Origin of the sequence: Pseudomonas sp. B22(2017), from assembly GCF_002113105.1 — a bacterium.
Lineage (GTDB): Bacteria > Pseudomonadota > Gammaproteobacteria > Pseudomonadales > Pseudomonadaceae > Aquipseudomonas > Aquipseudomonas asiatica.
On record NZ_NEJN01000003.1, the window covers coordinates 22,232 to 36,487 of the forward strand.

21 protein-coding genes are annotated in these 14,256 nt (G+C 62.3%); 10 read left to right on the plus strand and 11 right to left on the minus strand.

Annotated features, from left to right (window positions below):
- Window positions 1–29 precede the first annotated feature (29 nt).
- Window positions 30–467: a hypothetical protein gene (locus CAG18_RS07665; RefSeq protein WP_004375491.1), complete on the plus strand. Its 438-nt coding sequence runs from the start codon at window positions 30–32 to the stop codon at window positions 465–467.
- Entirely contained in the window at window positions 464–868 is a 405-nt protein-coding gene (locus CAG18_RS07670) for an META domain-containing protein (protein ID WP_085720700.1), read from the plus strand. The genes CAG18_RS07665 and CAG18_RS07670 overlap by 4 nt, the downstream gene beginning before the upstream one ends.
- A gap of 118 nt (window positions 869–986) precedes the next feature.
- Here the strand turns inward: CAG18_RS07670 and CAG18_RS07675 are convergent, their stop codons facing one another.
- A complete protein-coding gene (locus tag CAG18_RS07675) occupies window positions 987–1,451 on the minus strand; it encodes a TlpA disulfide reductase family protein (RefSeq protein ID WP_039615075.1) in 465 nt (154 codons plus the stop codon).
- Window positions 1,452–1,536: 85 nt separating this feature from the next.
- On the opposite strand from CAG18_RS07675, the gene arsC reads away from it, so the two are divergent.
- The 3 genes from arsC to CAG18_RS07690 are packed head-to-tail and all read left to right on the plus strand — an operon-like array spanning window position 1,537 to window position 2,898.
- The gene (gene arsC / locus CAG18_RS07680) at window positions 1,537–1,890 is read left to right on the plus strand and encodes an arsenate reductase (glutaredoxin) (protein WP_085720701.1); all 354 of its coding nucleotides are present in this window, start codon (window positions 1,537–1,539) and stop codon (window positions 1,888–1,890) included.
- Window positions 1,887–2,492, plus strand: coding sequence for an NAD(P)H:quinone oxidoreductase (gene wrbA / locus CAG18_RS07685; protein ID WP_015269222.1), 606 nt, complete (start codon window positions 1,887–1,889; stop codon window positions 2,490–2,492). Before arsC ends, wrbA begins: the two co-directional genes overlap by 4 nt.
- On the plus strand, window positions 2,485–2,898 hold the full coding sequence (locus CAG18_RS07690; protein ID WP_015269221.1) for a DUF2069 domain-containing protein: 414 nt from the start codon (window positions 2,485–2,487) through the stop codon (window positions 2,896–2,898). Before wrbA ends, CAG18_RS07690 begins: the two co-directional genes overlap by 8 nt.
- Window positions 2,899–3,000: 102 nt before the next feature.
- Here the strand turns inward: CAG18_RS07690 and CAG18_RS07695 are convergent, their stop codons facing one another.
- Together CAG18_RS07695 and ttcA are read right to left on the minus strand one after the other, a co-directional pair.
- Window positions 3,001–3,672, minus strand: a complete 672-nt coding sequence (locus CAG18_RS07695; RefSeq protein WP_085720702.1) for a DNA-3-methyladenine glycosylase I — start codon at window positions 3,670–3,672, stop codon at window positions 3,001–3,003.
- A 4-nt stretch (window positions 3,673–3,676) separates the two neighbouring features.
- Complete coding sequence (gene ttcA, locus CAG18_RS07700) at window positions 3,677–4,501, minus strand: tRNA 2-thiocytidine(32) synthetase TtcA (protein WP_012270926.1); 825 nt, start codon at window positions 4,499–4,501, stop codon at window positions 3,677–3,679.
- Window positions 4,502–4,763: 262 nt separating this feature from the next.
- On the opposite strand from ttcA, the gene CAG18_RS07705 reads away from it, so the two are divergent.
- Together CAG18_RS07705 and CAG18_RS07710 are read left to right on the plus strand one after the other, a co-directional pair.
- A complete protein-coding gene (locus CAG18_RS07705) occupies window positions 4,764–5,363 on the plus strand; it encodes a Yip1 family protein (protein ID WP_003252385.1) in 600 nt (199 codons plus the stop codon).
- Window positions 5,364–5,495: 132 nt separating this feature from the next.
- A complete protein-coding gene (locus CAG18_RS07710) occupies window positions 5,496–5,990 on the plus strand; it encodes a SprT family zinc-dependent metalloprotease (protein ID WP_013971347.1) in 495 nt (164 codons plus the stop codon).
- A gap of 188 nt (window positions 5,991–6,178) precedes the next feature.
- Here CAG18_RS07710 and fpr read toward each other — a convergent pair whose 3' ends face one another.
- Window positions 6,179–6,958, minus strand: coding sequence for a ferredoxin-NADP reductase (fpr, locus tag CAG18_RS07715; RefSeq protein ID WP_004375483.1), 780 nt, complete (start codon window positions 6,956–6,958; stop codon window positions 6,179–6,181).
- Window positions 6,959–7,079: 121 nt separating this feature from the next.
- On the opposite strand from fpr, the gene finR reads away from it, so the two are divergent.
- Entirely contained in the window at window positions 7,080–8,006 is a 927-nt protein-coding gene (finR, locus tag CAG18_RS07720) for a LysR family transcriptional regulator FinR (RefSeq protein WP_004375481.1), read from the plus strand.
- On the opposite strand, the gene CAG18_RS07725 is transcribed toward finR, so the two are convergent.
- The 3 genes from CAG18_RS07725 to CAG18_RS07735 all read right to left on the minus strand — a co-directional run bounded on the left by CAG18_RS07725 (window position 8,003) and on the right by CAG18_RS07735 (window position 9,881).
- Window positions 8,003–8,368 carry a diacylglycerol kinase gene (locus tag CAG18_RS07725; RefSeq protein WP_004375479.1) on the minus strand — a complete coding sequence of 122 codons (366 nt, stop codon included), beginning with the start codon at window positions 8,366–8,368 and terminating at the stop codon, window positions 8,003–8,005. The two genes, finR and CAG18_RS07725, sit on opposite strands and share 4 nt — an antisense overlap.
- Window positions 8,369–8,441: 73 nt before the next feature.
- Complete coding sequence (erdR, locus tag CAG18_RS07730; RefSeq protein WP_015269217.1) at window positions 8,442–9,092, minus strand: response regulator transcription factor ErdR; 651 nt, start codon at window positions 9,090–9,092, stop codon at window positions 8,442–8,444.
- Between the two features lie 78 nt (window positions 9,093–9,170).
- Window positions 9,171–9,881, minus strand: a complete 711-nt coding sequence (locus CAG18_RS07735) for a tRNA-uridine aminocarboxypropyltransferase (RefSeq protein ID WP_025337999.1) — start codon at window positions 9,879–9,881, stop codon at window positions 9,171–9,173.
- 221 nt (window positions 9,882–10,102) lie between these two features.
- Here CAG18_RS07735 and CAG18_RS07740 point away from each other — a divergent pair, with 221 nt between their 5' ends.
- Window positions 10,103–10,522 (plus strand): quorum-sensing-regulated virulence factor family protein, encoded by a 420-nt coding sequence (locus CAG18_RS07740; RefSeq protein WP_013971343.1) that lies wholly within the window; start codon window positions 10,103–10,105, stop codon window positions 10,520–10,522.
- Window positions 10,523–10,534: 12 nt separating this feature from the next.
- On the opposite strand, the gene CAG18_RS07745 is transcribed toward CAG18_RS07740, so the two are convergent.
- Window positions 10,535–10,744, minus strand: coding sequence for a hypothetical protein (locus CAG18_RS07745; RefSeq protein ID WP_004375471.1), 210 nt, complete (start codon window positions 10,742–10,744; stop codon window positions 10,535–10,537).
- Window positions 10,745–10,906: 162 nt separating this feature from the next.
- On the opposite strand from CAG18_RS07745, the gene CAG18_RS07750 reads away from it, so the two are divergent.
- A complete protein-coding gene (locus CAG18_RS07750; RefSeq protein ID WP_004375469.1) occupies window positions 10,907–12,025 on the plus strand; it encodes an LOG family protein in 1,119 nt (372 codons plus the stop codon).
- Window positions 12,026–12,074: 49 nt separating this feature from the next.
- On the opposite strand, the gene recX is transcribed toward CAG18_RS07750, so the two are convergent.
- The 3 genes from recX to CAG18_RS07765 all read right to left on the minus strand — a co-directional run bounded on the left by recX (window position 12,075) and on the right by CAG18_RS07765 (window position 14,220).
- On the minus strand, window positions 12,075–12,545 hold the full coding sequence (recX, locus tag CAG18_RS07755) for a recombination regulator RecX (protein WP_004375466.1): 471 nt from the start codon (window positions 12,543–12,545) through the stop codon (window positions 12,075–12,077).
- Between the two features lie 21 nt (window positions 12,546–12,566).
- Window positions 12,567–13,634 (minus strand): recombinase RecA, encoded by a 1,068-nt coding sequence (recA, locus tag CAG18_RS07760; RefSeq protein WP_013971339.1) that lies wholly within the window; start codon window positions 13,632–13,634, stop codon window positions 12,567–12,569.
- A 103-nt stretch (window positions 13,635–13,737) separates the two neighbouring features.
- A complete protein-coding gene (locus CAG18_RS07765; RefSeq protein ID WP_025337995.1) occupies window positions 13,738–14,220 on the minus strand; it encodes a CinA family protein in 483 nt (160 codons plus the stop codon).
- Window positions 14,221–14,256 lie beyond the last annotated feature (36 nt).

The window sequence follows — 14,256 nt, forward strand, 5'->3', positions numbered from 1 at the left end:
CTAGGATACGCGGCATTTCTGGAGGACCCATGGTCGAGCACGATTTCCGCTACACCCTTTTCAACCCGCAACATACCCTGATCGAGTGCCGCGCCCTGGTGCCGGGCCGTTACCAGGTCACCGGCAACGGCGGCTCGATGCACAAAGGCGACACCCTGCTGGTCACCCTCAAGGGCAGCAAGGATTTGTCCATGCGCCTGACAGTGGAGAGCGTGCGCCACCTGATCAACCCGCGCGGCCAGTGGGTTGCCGTGGCCAGCGGCCCGGTGTTCAACGAGCTGGAAATCCTCACCTGGCAGGTCGCGTGCGACAGCTGCGACGCCGTGCTGGACTTCGAGTTCGCGGTGGACGCCAAGCTGGGCAAGAAAGCCCGCCAGCCTGCCGCCAGCGCGCGCGTTGCCGAGCTGGGCTGGGCCAGCCGTGGCGAAAAACACCTGTGCCCGCGTTGCCAGGAGAGCGCCGAGTGAAAAATCTGCTGACCGGCGTGCTGATTGCCACCGGCCTGCTCGGCTGCGCCGCAGAACCTTCCAAGCTGCAGCAGGAGCGCAGCTATGTGCTGGAGTGGATTGGCGAACGGCCGCTGATCGACTACAGCCACCTGACCCTGACCTTGGCCAGCGATGGCCGTGCCTATGGCAATGGCGGCTGCAACCACTGGTTCGCGCCATACAAACTGGACGGCGAGCACCTCAGCTTCGGCAAGGTCGGCAAGACCCGCAAGCTCTGCGCGCCGGCGTTGATGGAACAGGAAAAACGCTTCCTGCAGGCGCTGGAAACAGTGCAGCGCTGGGATGTGTCGCCTATCGAGCAGATGCGTTTCTGGCCGGCCGAAGGCAAGCCACTGCGCTTCTGGCCTGAGGAAGGCTGAATATTGCCGGGGCCGCTGTGCGGCCCATCGCGACACAAGGCCGCTCCTACAGGAGATCGCATCCCCCTGTAGGAGCGGCCTTGTGTCGCGATGGGCTGCAAAGCAGCCCCAAAATGCATCAGGCGCCCTTCAGTGCCTTGATCCTGGCCTGCAGCCCTTCTTGGGTCTGCTCGCCCATCAATTGTTCCCGCACCTTGCCCTTGTCATCAATGATGTAGGTCACCGGCAATGCCTCGCTACGCGGCAGGTCATAGCGCTCGGCCGGGTCCTGCGCCAATACGGTGAAAGCGATCCCCAGGGTTTCGGCAGCCTGCTTCAGCTCCTGCCCTTGCAAGCCATCGAAGTTCACCCCCACCACCTTGATACCATCGGCCGCCCACTGCTTGGCTGCCGCGTTCAGTTCAGGGATTTCGGTACGGCACGGCCCGCACCATTCGGCCCAGTAGTTGAGCACCAGCCAGTGCCCGTCGATCTGTTCGGCCTTAACCGTATTACCGTGTTGGTCCACGCCATAATCGGCACCGCAACCACCGAGCAACAGGCTCGCGGTGATGGCCAGTACTGCTGCCAGACGCCTTGCCATGGGTCAATCCTTCTCGAGTTTTAAAGCAAATTGGTCAGTCGCTGCGGTTAGAATAGCCGCCACACCCTGCTGGATGCGACCCGACATGACCGACCTCACGCTCTATCATAACCCGCGCTGCTCGAAATCCCGCGGCGCCCTGGAACTGCTCGAAGCTCGCGGCCTGGCGCCGACAATCGTGCGCTACCTCGAGACCCCGCCCGACGCGGCCACCCTGAAGGCTCTGCTCGGCAAGCTGGGCATCGCCCCGCGCCAGCTGCTGCGTACCGGCGAGAACGAGTACAAGGAGCTGAACCTGGCCGACCCGTCGCTTACCGACGCGCAACTGATCGACGCCATGGCCCAGCACCCCAAGCTGATCGAGCGGCCGATCCTCATCGCTGGCGACAAGGCCGTGGTCGGCCGACCACCCGAGAAAGTACTGGAGATCCTGCCGTGAGCGAGCCCTACATCCTGGTGCTGTATTACAGCCGCCATGGTTCGACCAGCGAGATGGCCCGGCACATCGCCCGCGGCATCGAGCTGGCCGGCATGGAAGCCCGCCTGCGCACGGTACCGGCGATTTCCACCGAGTGCGAAGCAGTGGCCCCGGACATCCCGGCCAATGGTGCGCTGTACGCCACCCTGGACGACCTGCGCCACTGCGCCGGCCTGGTACTGGGCAGCCCGACCCGCTTCGGCAACATGGCGGCGCCGCTCAAGTACTTCCTGGATGGCACCAGCAGCCTGTGGCTGGGCGGTGAACTGGTCGGCAAGCCGGCAGGCGTGTTCACCTCTACCGCCAGCCTGCACGGCGGGCAGGAAACCACTCTGCTGTCGATGATGCTGCCGCTGATGCACCACGGCATGCTGGTGATGGGCCTGCCGTACAGCGAATCGGCATTGCTCGAAACCCGTGGCGGCGGCACCCCGTATGGCGCCAGCCATCATGCTGGCGCCGATGGCAAGCGCGAGCTCGACCAGCACGAGATAGCCCTGTGCCGCGCCCTTGGCCAACGCCTGGCGACCACTGCAAAGGCCCTGGAGGCTGCACGTGGCTAAGAAGCCCAAGGTATTGCCGCCGCTTGAGTGGCTGGCGCCTCGCCTGCGCCTGACGCGGGCGCTGAGCCTGGCATTCTTCTTCGGCCTGATCGCCCTGCTGGTGGCGAACAACCTGTGGTTCGCCAACCTGCACGGGGCGCGAGTCGAGGTGATCCTGGCGATCGAGCTGGTGCCGTTGCTGCTGTTGCTGCCGGGTATGCTGACAGGTAGCGCCCGGGCACATGCATGGACCTGCTTCGTGGTGAATATCTATTTCATCAAGGGCGTGCTGGCGGCGTTCGACCCGGCGCGGGCGGTATTTGGCTGGGTTGAAGTACTGGTGAGCCTGGGGCTGTTCATTGCCGGGCTGCTGTATGTGCGCTGGAAGTTCCAGCACGAGCGGCGCATGGCAGGCGAAGGCAGTTAGATTCTTCGCGGGCTTGCCCGCTCCCACAGGGTTCGCGCCACACTTGAGGTCGGCGCTGTACCTGTGGGAGCGGGCATGCCCGCGAAGGGGCCAACACAACTCTCAATGGTTGACGGTATGCGCCAGCATCACCGACAACTGGCACAGCGGCCGCCCACTCTCCGCATGCCACTGGTTGAACGCCTGCTGCACCAAGGCCAGGTCCCGCTGGCTGGTCGGCGGCTTGTCGACCACCTTCTGCGCAATCAACGCCGCAACCATGTCATCCGTAGGGATGAACGTGTCCTTGCCAACCATGCGCAGGAAGCGCGGTGCCGACAACCCGCCCAGCTGGTTGCCGTGCTTGGCCAGGTATTTCCACAAACCGACGATGTCGGTCACCGGCCAGTCGGCGATGAAGGCGCCGAAACTGCCCTTCTCCTTGGCCACGTCAAGAACCATCTGCGCATTGCGCGGCACGCTCTTGAGCTTGCCCAGGTGGCGAATGATGCGCTCGTCGTGCATCAGCCGCTCGAGGTGCTCGGCGCCCATCAATACCACCTTCTCCGGGTCGAAGCCGAAGAACACCTGCTCGAACGCCGGCCACTTGGCATCCACCAGGCTGTGCTTGAGCCCGGCGCGGAACACGCGCAGGGCCAAGGTCGACAGGTAGCGGTCGTCGCTGATATCACGCAGTTGTGCGGGTGTGCGCGGCTGCGGCAGGAAGGCCTCCAGGGCCTGGGCCGAGCCGAAGCGGTTCAGGCAGTACTCGTGCAACCACTGGTAATCGCGCATGGGCTCAGATGTTCAGCACGTCAAGGAAACGTGGGGTGGCGTTCTCGTCGATCTTCAGGCTGGTGAAGTCGAACAGGTTGCGGTCGGCCAACTGCGACGGTGCCACGTTCTGCAGGGCGCGGAAGATGCTCTCGGTACGCCCCGGGTGCTTGCGCTCCCACTCCACCAGCATGTCCTTGACCACCTGGCGCTGCAGGTTTTCCTGCGAACCGCACAGGTTGCACGGGATGATCGGGAATTCCTTCATGTCCGAGTAGGCCTGGATATCCTTCTCGCTGCAGTAGGCCAGCGGGCGGATCACCACGTTGCGGCCATCGTCGGCGCGCAGCTTCGGCGGCATGCCCTTGAGCGCACCGTTGAAGAACATGTTGAGGAAGAAGGTTTCGACGATATCGTCGCGGTGGTGCCCCAGCGCCATCTTGGTCGCGCCGATTTCGTCGGCAAAGGTGTACAGGGTGCCACGGCGCAGGCGCGAACACAGCGAGCAGGTGGTCTTGCCCTCGGGGACAAGCTCCTTGACCACCGAATAGGTGTCCTTCTCGACAATGTGGTACTCGACGCCCAGTTCCTTCAGGTAGGCCGGCAGCACATGCTCGGGGAACCCCGGCTGCTTCTGGTCCATGTTCACCGCGACGATCTCGAACTTGATCGGTGCCACCTTCTGCAGGTGCAACAGAACGTCGAGCATGGTGTAGCTGTCCTTGCCGCCGGACAGGCAGACCATGACCTTGTCGCCATCCTCGATCATGTTGTAGTCGGTGATGGCTTCGCCGGCGAGACGACGCAGGCGTTTTTGCAGTTTGTTCTGGTTGACCGAGAGGGTGCCCATAGCGCTTGGATCCGCGAGGTGTGACAAAAGCCGGCTATTTTACGCACAAACGCGGCGGCGCTGTAGGCATTCCGATAAAGACTTCATTGTAATCAACAGCGCGTCTTACAGCGCAATTTGCTCTAAAAAGCGCGGTTTATGCGGGTAACGGCTTCCTATACTGCGACATAAGGCCACATTACCGCTTGCTTCGGTGTTCGGGCCTAGGGCCGCTTGCGCTCCATCTGGGGGGCGTTTGGCAACATTGAGAGGAGTGATCGGCATGATTCATCACGTTGTGGGGCTGTTTACCCATCCCGACCAGGAATGGCGGGAAATTCGTGGCGAAGAAGAAACCATCAGCCACATGTACCTGACGCACACCCTGATCCTGGCTGCGATCCCCGCCGTTTCGGCGTTCATCGGTACAACCCAGGTCGGCTGGGTAATCGGCGACCGGCCAGCGGTGATGCTGACCATGGAAAGCGCCATCTGGATGAGCATCATGTCGTACCTGGCGATGCTTGCCGGGGTAGCGGTAATGGGGGCGTTCATCCACTGGATGGCCCGCACCTACGATGCCAACCCGTCCATGGCACAGTGCATCGCCTTTGCCACCTACACCGCCACACCGTTGTTCATCGGCGGCCTGGCGGCGCTGTACCCGCACCTGTGGCTGGGCATGCTGATCGGCACGGCCGCCATCTGCTACACGGTGTACCTGTTGTACGTCGGTTTGCCGACGTTCATGAACATACCGTCCGACGAAGGCTTCCTGTTCTCCAGCTCGGTGCTGGCGGTAGGCCTTGTAGTACTGGTGGCGATCATGGCCGCCACGGTGATCATCTGGGGACTGGGCGTGGGGCCCGTCTACACCAACTAGAACAGACTCGACCAACACTGGGGCATCAAACCTGGGGCCGCCGCAAGGCGGCCTCTGGCTGTGCGCTGACCGGTGGCTCGGCAGGTTGCCCGGGGTTGCGGCATAATGTCCGGTCAGGAGAACCACCCCGCCATGCCCGAGCTGCTCAGACAACGCGTCGAAACCTGTTACCAGCAAGCTGAAACCTTCTTCAAACGCCCCTTCCCACGCCCGGAAATCAGCTTCAAGCTGCGCGGGCAAAAAGCCGGCGTCGCCCACCTGCACGAGAACCTGCTGCGCTTCAACCTGCAGCTTTACCGCGAAAACCAGGAAGACTTCCTGCGCCAGACCGTGGCCCATGAGGTGGCGCACCTGGTGGCCCACCATCTGTTCGGCGACCGAATCCAGGCCCATGGCGAAGAGTGGCAGCTGATCATGCGCGGGGTGTATGAACTGCCGCCCAACCGTTGCCACAACTACGAAGTGCAACGGCGCGTGGTGACCCGCTACATCTACCGCTGCCCCTGCCCGCAGAGCGACTTCCCGTTTACCGCGCAGCGGCACAAGCTGGTGCGCCAAGGGCGGCGCTACCTGTGCAAGCGGTGTCGGGAGATATTGGTGTATAGCGGCGAGACGCGCGTGGAATAGATTGGGGTTTGCCTGCACTGGCCTCATCGCCGGCAAGCCAGCTCCCACAGGTTCGGCACAGGTTTCAAATGTTGTGGGACTCCTGTGGGAGCTGGCTTGCCGGCGATAGGGCCGGTACAGGCGATATATGAATCACAGGCACAAGAAAGGCGACCCGGGGGTCGCCTTCTTTTGCATCAGCCTGCGCCTTACTTCTCGACGAAGGCACGCTCGATCAGGTAGTCACCCGGCTCGCGCATGCGCGGGGAGATCTTCAGACCGAAGCTGTCCAGCACTTCGCTGGTTTCGTCGAGCATGCTCGGGCTGCCGCAGATCATCGCGCGGTCGTCCTGCGGGTTGATCGGTGGCAGGCCGATGTCGCTGAACAGCTTGCCGCTGCGCATCAGGTCGGTCAGGCGGCCCTGATTCTCGAACGGTTCACGGGTCACGGTCGGGTAGTAGATCAGCTTGTCGCGAACCGACTCACCGAAGAACTCGTTCTGCGGCAGGTGCTCGGTGATGAATTCGCGGTAGGCCACTTCGTTCACGTAGCGCACGCCGTGCACCAGGATCACTTTCTCGAAGCGCTCGTAGGTTTCCGGGTCCTGGATGACACTCATGAACGGTGCCAGGCCAGTGCCGGTGCTCAGCAGGTACAAGTGCTTGCCCGGGTTCAGGTCGTCGAGTACCAGGGTACCGGTAGGCTTCTTGCTGATGATGATCTCGTCGCCTTCCTTCAGGTGCTGCAGCTGCGAGGTCAGCGGACCGTCCGGCACCTTGATGCTGAAGAACTCCAGGTGCTCTTCCCAGTTCGGCGAGGCGATGGAATAGGCGCGCATGAGCGGACGGCCGCTTTCTTGTTGCAGGCCGATCATCACGAACTGACCGTTCTCGAAGCGCAGGCCCGGGTCGCGGGTGCACTTGAAGCTGAACAGGGTGTCGTTCCAGTGGTGCACACTGAGGACACGTTCGTGGTTCATGTTGCTCATTTAATGGGGCTCCTGAAGAAAGACGCGGCGCGCGCAAGACGCGCAGTTGCGCGATAGTTTAGGGGCAGCGACAATATCTGTTAACTGGATTATCAAGATATGTGTTATCGGTTATATCGATATGCGATTTACACTTCGTCAACTGCAAGTCTTCGTTGCCGTGGCCCAGCACCAGAGCGTTTCCCGCGCCGCCAGTGTGTTGGCCTTGTCGCAGTCGGCCGCCAGCACCTCGATCACCGAGCTTGAGCGACAGTCCAGCTGCCAGCTGTTCGACCGGGCCGGCAAGCGCCTGAGCCTCAACGCCCTGGGCCAGCAACTGTTGCCGCAGGCAGTGGCCCTGCTCGACCAGGCCAAGGAAATCGAAGACCTGCTCAACGGCAAGTCCGGTTTCGGCTCGCTTGCAGTCGGCGCCACGCTGACCATCGGCAACTACCTGGCCACCCTGCTGATCGGCAGCTTCATGCAGGTGCACCCGGAAAGCCAGGTGAAGCTGCATGTGCAGAACACCGCGCATATCGTGCAACAGGTGGCGCATTACGAAATTGATCTGGGTCTGATCGAAGGCGATTGCAACCACCCGGACCTGGAAGTGCAGCCCTGGGTCGAGGACGAACTTGTGGTGTTCTGCGCGCCACAGCATCCGCTGGCCAAACTGGGACGCGCCGATGTACAGACCTTGTCCCAGGAGGCGTGGATCCTGCGCGAACAGGGCTCAGGCACGCGCCTGACCTTCGACCAGGCCATGCGCCACCACCGCACCAACCTCAACATCCGCCTGGAGCTGGAACACACCGAAGCCATCAAGCGCGCGGTGGAGTCGGGCCTGGGCATCGGCTGCATCTCGCGCCTTGCCCTGCGTGACGCCTTCCGCCGCGGCAGCCTGGTAGCGGTGGAAACCCCGGAGCTGGACCTGATGCGCCAGTTCTACTTCATCTGGCACAAACAGAAGTACCAGACCTCGGCCATGCGCGAATTTCTCGAACTTTGCCGCAACTTCACCGCGGGTTTCACACGCAGTGACGAGATCGTGTTGCCACCGATCGCTTAAAGCAGGATCACACCCCACACCAGCGCCACCATGGTCAATGCCACCAGTTGCGCGGCGCTGCCCATGTCCTTGGCGTTTTTCGACAGCGGGTGGCGCTCCAGCGAAATACGATCGATGGCTGCCTCCACCGCCGAGTTGAACAATTCGACGATCAAGCCCAACAGGCATACGGCGATCATGATCGCACGCTCTGCACGGCTGACCGGTAGCCAGAAGGCGATCGGGACCAGCAGCACGTTGAGCAGCACCAGTTGGCGGAACGCGGCCTCACCCTTGAAGGCAGCGCGCAGCCCATCCAGCGAATAGCCGGCGGCGTTGAAGATACGTTTGAGGCCAGTCTGGCCCTTGAATGGCGATGTCATGTGAGTCACTTAACGGCGGAAAGGCCAGCAGACTAGACCGGCACGGGTAAAAAAAGCGTGAAGCCACGCCCACTCAGCTGCTGGCAACCGATTCAAGTTGTTGCAGCAACAACGCCGCCTGGGTGCGGGTACGCACACCCAGCTTGCGGAAGATTGCCGTCACATGGGCCTTGATGGTCGCTTCCGACACGTTCAGCTCATAGGCGATCTGCTTGTTCAGCAGCCCTTCGCAGACCATGGTCAGCACGCGGAACTGTTGCGGCGTGAGGCTGGCAAGGCCTTCGCTGGCGGCCTTGGCTTCGGCCGAGACATCGACCTTTTCGAACGCCTGCGGCGGCCACCAGACCTCACCATCGAGCACCTTGCGCACCGCATCCTGGATCACTTCCAGGGTGCTGGACTTGGGAATGAAGCCACTGGCGCCAAATTCGCGGGACTTGACCACCACTGCAGCCTCTTCCTGCGCCGATACCATCACCACGGGGATCTGCGGGTATTGCCCGCGCAGCAGCACCAGCCCGGAAAAACCATAGGCACCCGGCATGTTCAAGTCCAGCAACACCAGGTCCCAGTTGTCTTTTTCGCTCAGACGGGTTTCCAGTTCGGCAATGCTGGCAACTTCTACCAGGCGTACATCCGGGCCCAGGCCGAGGGTAACGGCCTGGCGCAAGGCGCCACGGAACAGCGGGTGGTCATCGGCAATCAGGATTTCGTAAGTGGCCATCGATCTGGGGATCCTGTTCTGTGTCGGGCACTCGGGTAAGGGTCATTATGAACCAAAGCAGGGGTTGTGCCCCTTGGACTATAGGAAGGTATGCAAACGCTGGTGGGTGTCGTCCTGCTCGTCCAGCGGCAGGCGACGCTTGCCGCTCAGGTAATGCAGGCTGAACACATCCAGGTACGCGTCCAGCGCCTGCGAGGCCTGGGTATCGCCGGCAAGGTCCAGGCACATGGCAGCGACTTCCGCGGTACAGAAGTGATCATCGCGCTTGGAGCGGCGCAGGCGGTAGCGGGACATCTGCTCGGCCTGCAGGCTCAACACCGGGAAGCGATCAAGGTACGGGCTTTTGCGGAACATCTTGCGCGCTTCGGTCCAGGTGGCATCCAGCAGGATGAACAGCGGACGCTTGCCGGGCTCGCGCACTACCTCGCTGACCACTCGCTCCTGGGCAACGAATTCGCCGGGAAAGACGATGTAGGGCTGCCAACGCGGGTCGCCCAGCAACGCCAGCAAACGTTCGTCGACCGAAGTGCGCAGCCAGCCGAAAGCCGAGGTGTCCTCGATCAGGTCGGCAATCAGCCAACCGGTATTGGTGGGCTTGAGCGGCTCGGTGTCATGCATCAGCAGGCACACGCCGGACTCGGCCTGCACCCGGGGCTTCCAGGCGCACAGGCAATGAGTGGCAATGACCCGGCAATCGGGGCAGCGTTCGGCACGTGAACCACGGGCGATAAAGGGCTTGTTGCTGCGAGCCAGGCGTTCGGCGCGCAGGCGCGCTACCGCATGGCTCATGCCGGCAGGCCTCTGGACAGGTTGGGAATGGACACAAGGATGACTCGGAGAAAACTAAGGGCACCAGTCTACCAGAACAGGGGGCAATTGCTGTGCAGGTGGCGGCGCGGTCCTTATAATCGCTGCTTTTACCGTACCCCAGCCTCGCGCCTGCGCGATTTTCAGGGAACGCCGTCGACCCGCGCATGTCAAAGCGCCAGTCATCGAACCAGGAGAGATTCATGCTGCGCCGTATCGTACCCGCCCTGAGCCTGTTGCTCGCCCTGCCCCTGGCAGCCCAGGCGGCTTCCAAGCAGGAATACGACCTGAACAACATGTTGCAGAAGGTTGCCAAAGAGAGCAGTGTCGGCACCCCGCGAGCCATCAACGAGGACATCCTCGACCAAGGTTACACGGTGGAAGGCAAGGCACTGGTCAACCACCTGAGCGTGCGCCAGGACCATGCCGCGCGCATGCAGGCCAACCCCGAACAGGTCCGCAGCCAGCTGGGTGATAGCGTCTGCCGCAACAGCGGTTTCCGTAACCTGATGTCCAAAGGCGCGGTGATGGTCTACCGCTTCACGGTATACAAGACCAACCAGCCGATCATGGACCAGGCGTTCGATAATGCCAGCTGCGTGGCCGGCAACAAGAAGAAGTAACCAGCTCGGACGCTACGCCTTCTCGTCTTCACGGGCGCACCAGCGCCCCTCAGCGGCATCGGCGCGCATCTCTGCCAGCAGCGCCTGCAGGTAGCGCGACTGGCATTCCAGCCCCGACAGCCTGCGCCGGCACTCGTTCTCCAGGCTCAGGTGATGCATCTGGGCCGCATTCTCCAGCTGCTGGTAAAGCTGCCGGTCAACTTCGATGATCAAGCGATGCATACCGCCACCTCCTGCATCGACACGTTTCGCTTTACCCAGTTAACCAAACCCGCATCCCCCGTGGCTGCATGCCGACGGGCGGCTGTGGCGAACACCCCCGGCAGGATTGAGCGCAAGGGTCTAGATTGAGGTCAGAGGTATAGGTGCAGAAGGAGACGTTGCATGCCTTACCAATCGAGTGAACTGCTGTTCAGCCACTTCCGCGACAACAACATCGACCTGAGCAACATCGACGCACAACTGCAACTAGTGGCACCAAACAGCCCCAACCTGCCGCTGTACCGCGACATGATGCTGACTATCCTGCGCATGGCCCATGACGACACCGACCGCTGGAGCGCCAAGATCACCCTGCAGGCCCTGCGCGAACTGGACCATTCGTTCCGCACCCTGGAACGCTACAAGGACCGCCGCAAGGTGACCGTGTTCGGCTCGGCGCGCACCCCGCTGGAACACCCGATGTACGCCCTGGCCCGCGAACTGGGCGCAACCCTGGCGCGTTCTGACCTGATGGTCATAACTGGTGCCGGCGGCGGCATCATGGCAGCCGCCCACGAAGGCGCCGGCAGCGACCACAGCCTGGGGTTCAACATCACCCTACCCTTCGAACAACACGCCAACCCCACGGTAGATGGCACCGACAAGCTGCTGCCGTTCCATTTCTTCTTCATCCGCAAGCTTTTCTTCGTCAAGGAGGCCGATGCACTGGTGCTGTGCCCGGGTGGTTTCGGTACTTTGGATGAAGCATTGGAGGTGCTGACCCTGATCCAGACCGGCAAGAGCCCGCTGGTACCGGTGGTGCTGCTGGACTCACCAGGTGGCAGCTTCTGGCGCGACTGCCTGGACTTCATCAGCCGGCAACTGGAGGAAAACCGCTACATCTTGCCCAGCGACCTGAAACTGCTGCGCCTGGTGCACAGCGCTGACGAGGCAGTGGAGGAAATCAACCAGTTCTACAGCAACTACCACTCCAGCCGCTGGCTGAAGAGCCAGTTCGTGATCCGCATGCATCACCCGCTCAGCGAAGCGGCGCTGTATGACATCCAGGAAGGCTTTGCCGACTTGCGTCTGAGTGGCAAGTACCACCAGCAACCTGACAGCAGCGCCGAGCACGAAGTGGGCAACTTCAACCACCTGACCCGTTTGTCATTTGCCTTCAATGGCCGGGATCAGGGCAGGCTGCGCGAGCTGGTGGATTTCATCAACCTGCCGGAGAACTGGGCCAAGCCGCAGCCCATGCATACGACCCAGCGGGCCAGGGAGGCGTTGAAGGTCAGTTGATCGTGACACAAGTCCGCTCCCACAAAGGACTGTAAAACGGCCCCAGCCCTCAGTAATCGTCGAGATCACGCCCACTGAGCAGGCGGCCGATCATGTCCATGGGGAAACCCCGGTAAGCCAGAAACCGGGTTTGCTGGGCACGGCCGCGGGGATCTTGCGGGCGCTGCCCGGCAAACTTGCGCTGCCATATGTCACGCATGCGCCCGCCCCAGTCCACCTCGCTCTCGCGTAGTGCCTGCTCGATATCAGCACGCGCCAAACCGCGCTGGCCTAGCTCTTCGCGAATACGTGCAGGGCCATAGCCAGAGCTGGAACGGTACCGGATGAAACTTTCGAGGTAGCGGGCTTCGCTAAGCAACCCTTCTTCGGCGAGCCGATCGAGTTCAGGCTCAATCAACTCGTCCGAAGCGCCGCGCTGACGCAACTTGCGCGTCAGCTCGACGCGACCGTGCTCACGTCGCGCAAGCAGGTCCATGGCTGTCCGCCGGATGGCGACGGGGGTGTCGAGTACGGCGGACATGTTCGGCTATCTACCGCGCAATCAGTAGCCGGCGTCAGCGTCGGCCATGTCATCGGCATCGGCTTCGGCAGCAGCAGCCTTGCCAGCAGCCGCAACAGCACCAGCGGTCAGCAGCTTCTCGCGAATCTGCTTCTCGATCTCGGCGCCAATAGCCGGGTTCTCAGCCAAGTACTTGGCAGCGTTTGCCTTGCCTTGACCGATCTTGTTGCCCTGGTAGGCGTACCAGGCACCGGACTTCTCGACCAGGCCTTGGGAAACACCCAGGTCAATGATCTCGCCGTTACGGTAGATACCTTTGCCGTAGAGGATCTGGAACTCGGCCTGACGGAAGGGCGGCGAAACCTTGTTCTTGACGATCTTGACGCGAGTTTCGCTACCGACCACCTCGTCGCCTTCCTTGACCGCACCGGTACGGCGAATATCCAGACGCACCGAGGCGTAGAACTTCAGGGCGTTACCACCGGTGGTGGTTTCCGGGCTGCCGAACATCACACCGATCTTCATACGGATCTGGTTGATGAAGATGACCAGGCAGTTGGCGTTCTTGATGTTACCGGTGATCTTGCGCAGCGCCTGGGACATCAGGCGCGCCTGCAGACCCACGTGCATGTCACCCATTTCGCCTTCGATCTCGGCCTTCGGTACCAGGGCAGCAACGGAGTCGACGATGATCACGTCAACAGCGTTGGAACGCACCAGCATGTCGGTGATTTCCAGGGCCTGTTCGCCGGTGTCCGGCTGCGAAACCAGCAGGTCGTCGACGTTGACGCCCAGCTTGCCGGCGTACTCGGGGTCGAGGGCGTGTTCGGCGTCGACGAAGGCGCAGGTGGCGCCGTTTTTCTGGGCTTCGGCGATGACCGACAGAGTCAGCGTGGTCTTACCCGACGATTCCGGGCCGTAGATCTCGACGATACGGCCTTTTGGCAGGCCGCCGATGCCCAGGGCGATGTCCAGGCCCAGCGAACCGGTGGAGATGGCAGGGATAGCCTGGCGCTCGTGGTCGCCCATGCGCATGACGGCGCCCTTGCCGAATTGGCGTTCGATCTGACCCAGGGCCGCAGCCAAGGCGCGCTTCTTGTTGTCGTCCATTGAAATCCTCACGTGTTCGACTTGGCCCTGACGGCCGGAATACCTGTATAAGTAGCCAGTATTATTCCACAGGCAGGCGCTCGCGCAAACCCCTGTTGTCGATTTACTCGGCACCAAGCTGTAACAAGCCGTCTAACGCGGCGATCACCGTCTGTCGGCGCACCGCCTCGCGGTCGCCGTCAAACTGGCGCCGCTCGCTGAACACATGGTTGCCGTCGCCCCAGGCCAGCCACACGGTGCCCACCGGTTTGGCCGGCGAACCACCGTCCGGCCCGGCCACGCCGCTCACCGCCACGGCAAAGCGCGCGCCGCTGGCGGCCTGGGCGCCGCGGACCATCGCTTCGACCACTTCCTGGCTGACCGCGCCAACCTGGCCGAACAACGCCGCGGGCACTCCCAGCTGACGGGTTTTCTGGGTGTTGGAATAGGTCACGTACCCAGCCTCGAACCAGGCCGAGCTGCCGGGCACGCGGGTGATGGCCTCGGCGATGCCGCCACCGGTGCAGGATTCGGCGGTGGTCACCTGCGCGTTGAAGCGACGCAGGTGTTCACCCAGGCGGGTGGCAAGCGTGGTGATCGGGTCCATGTCGGGCTCCTTGAAGGCTGCCCTCTACCCTAGCAT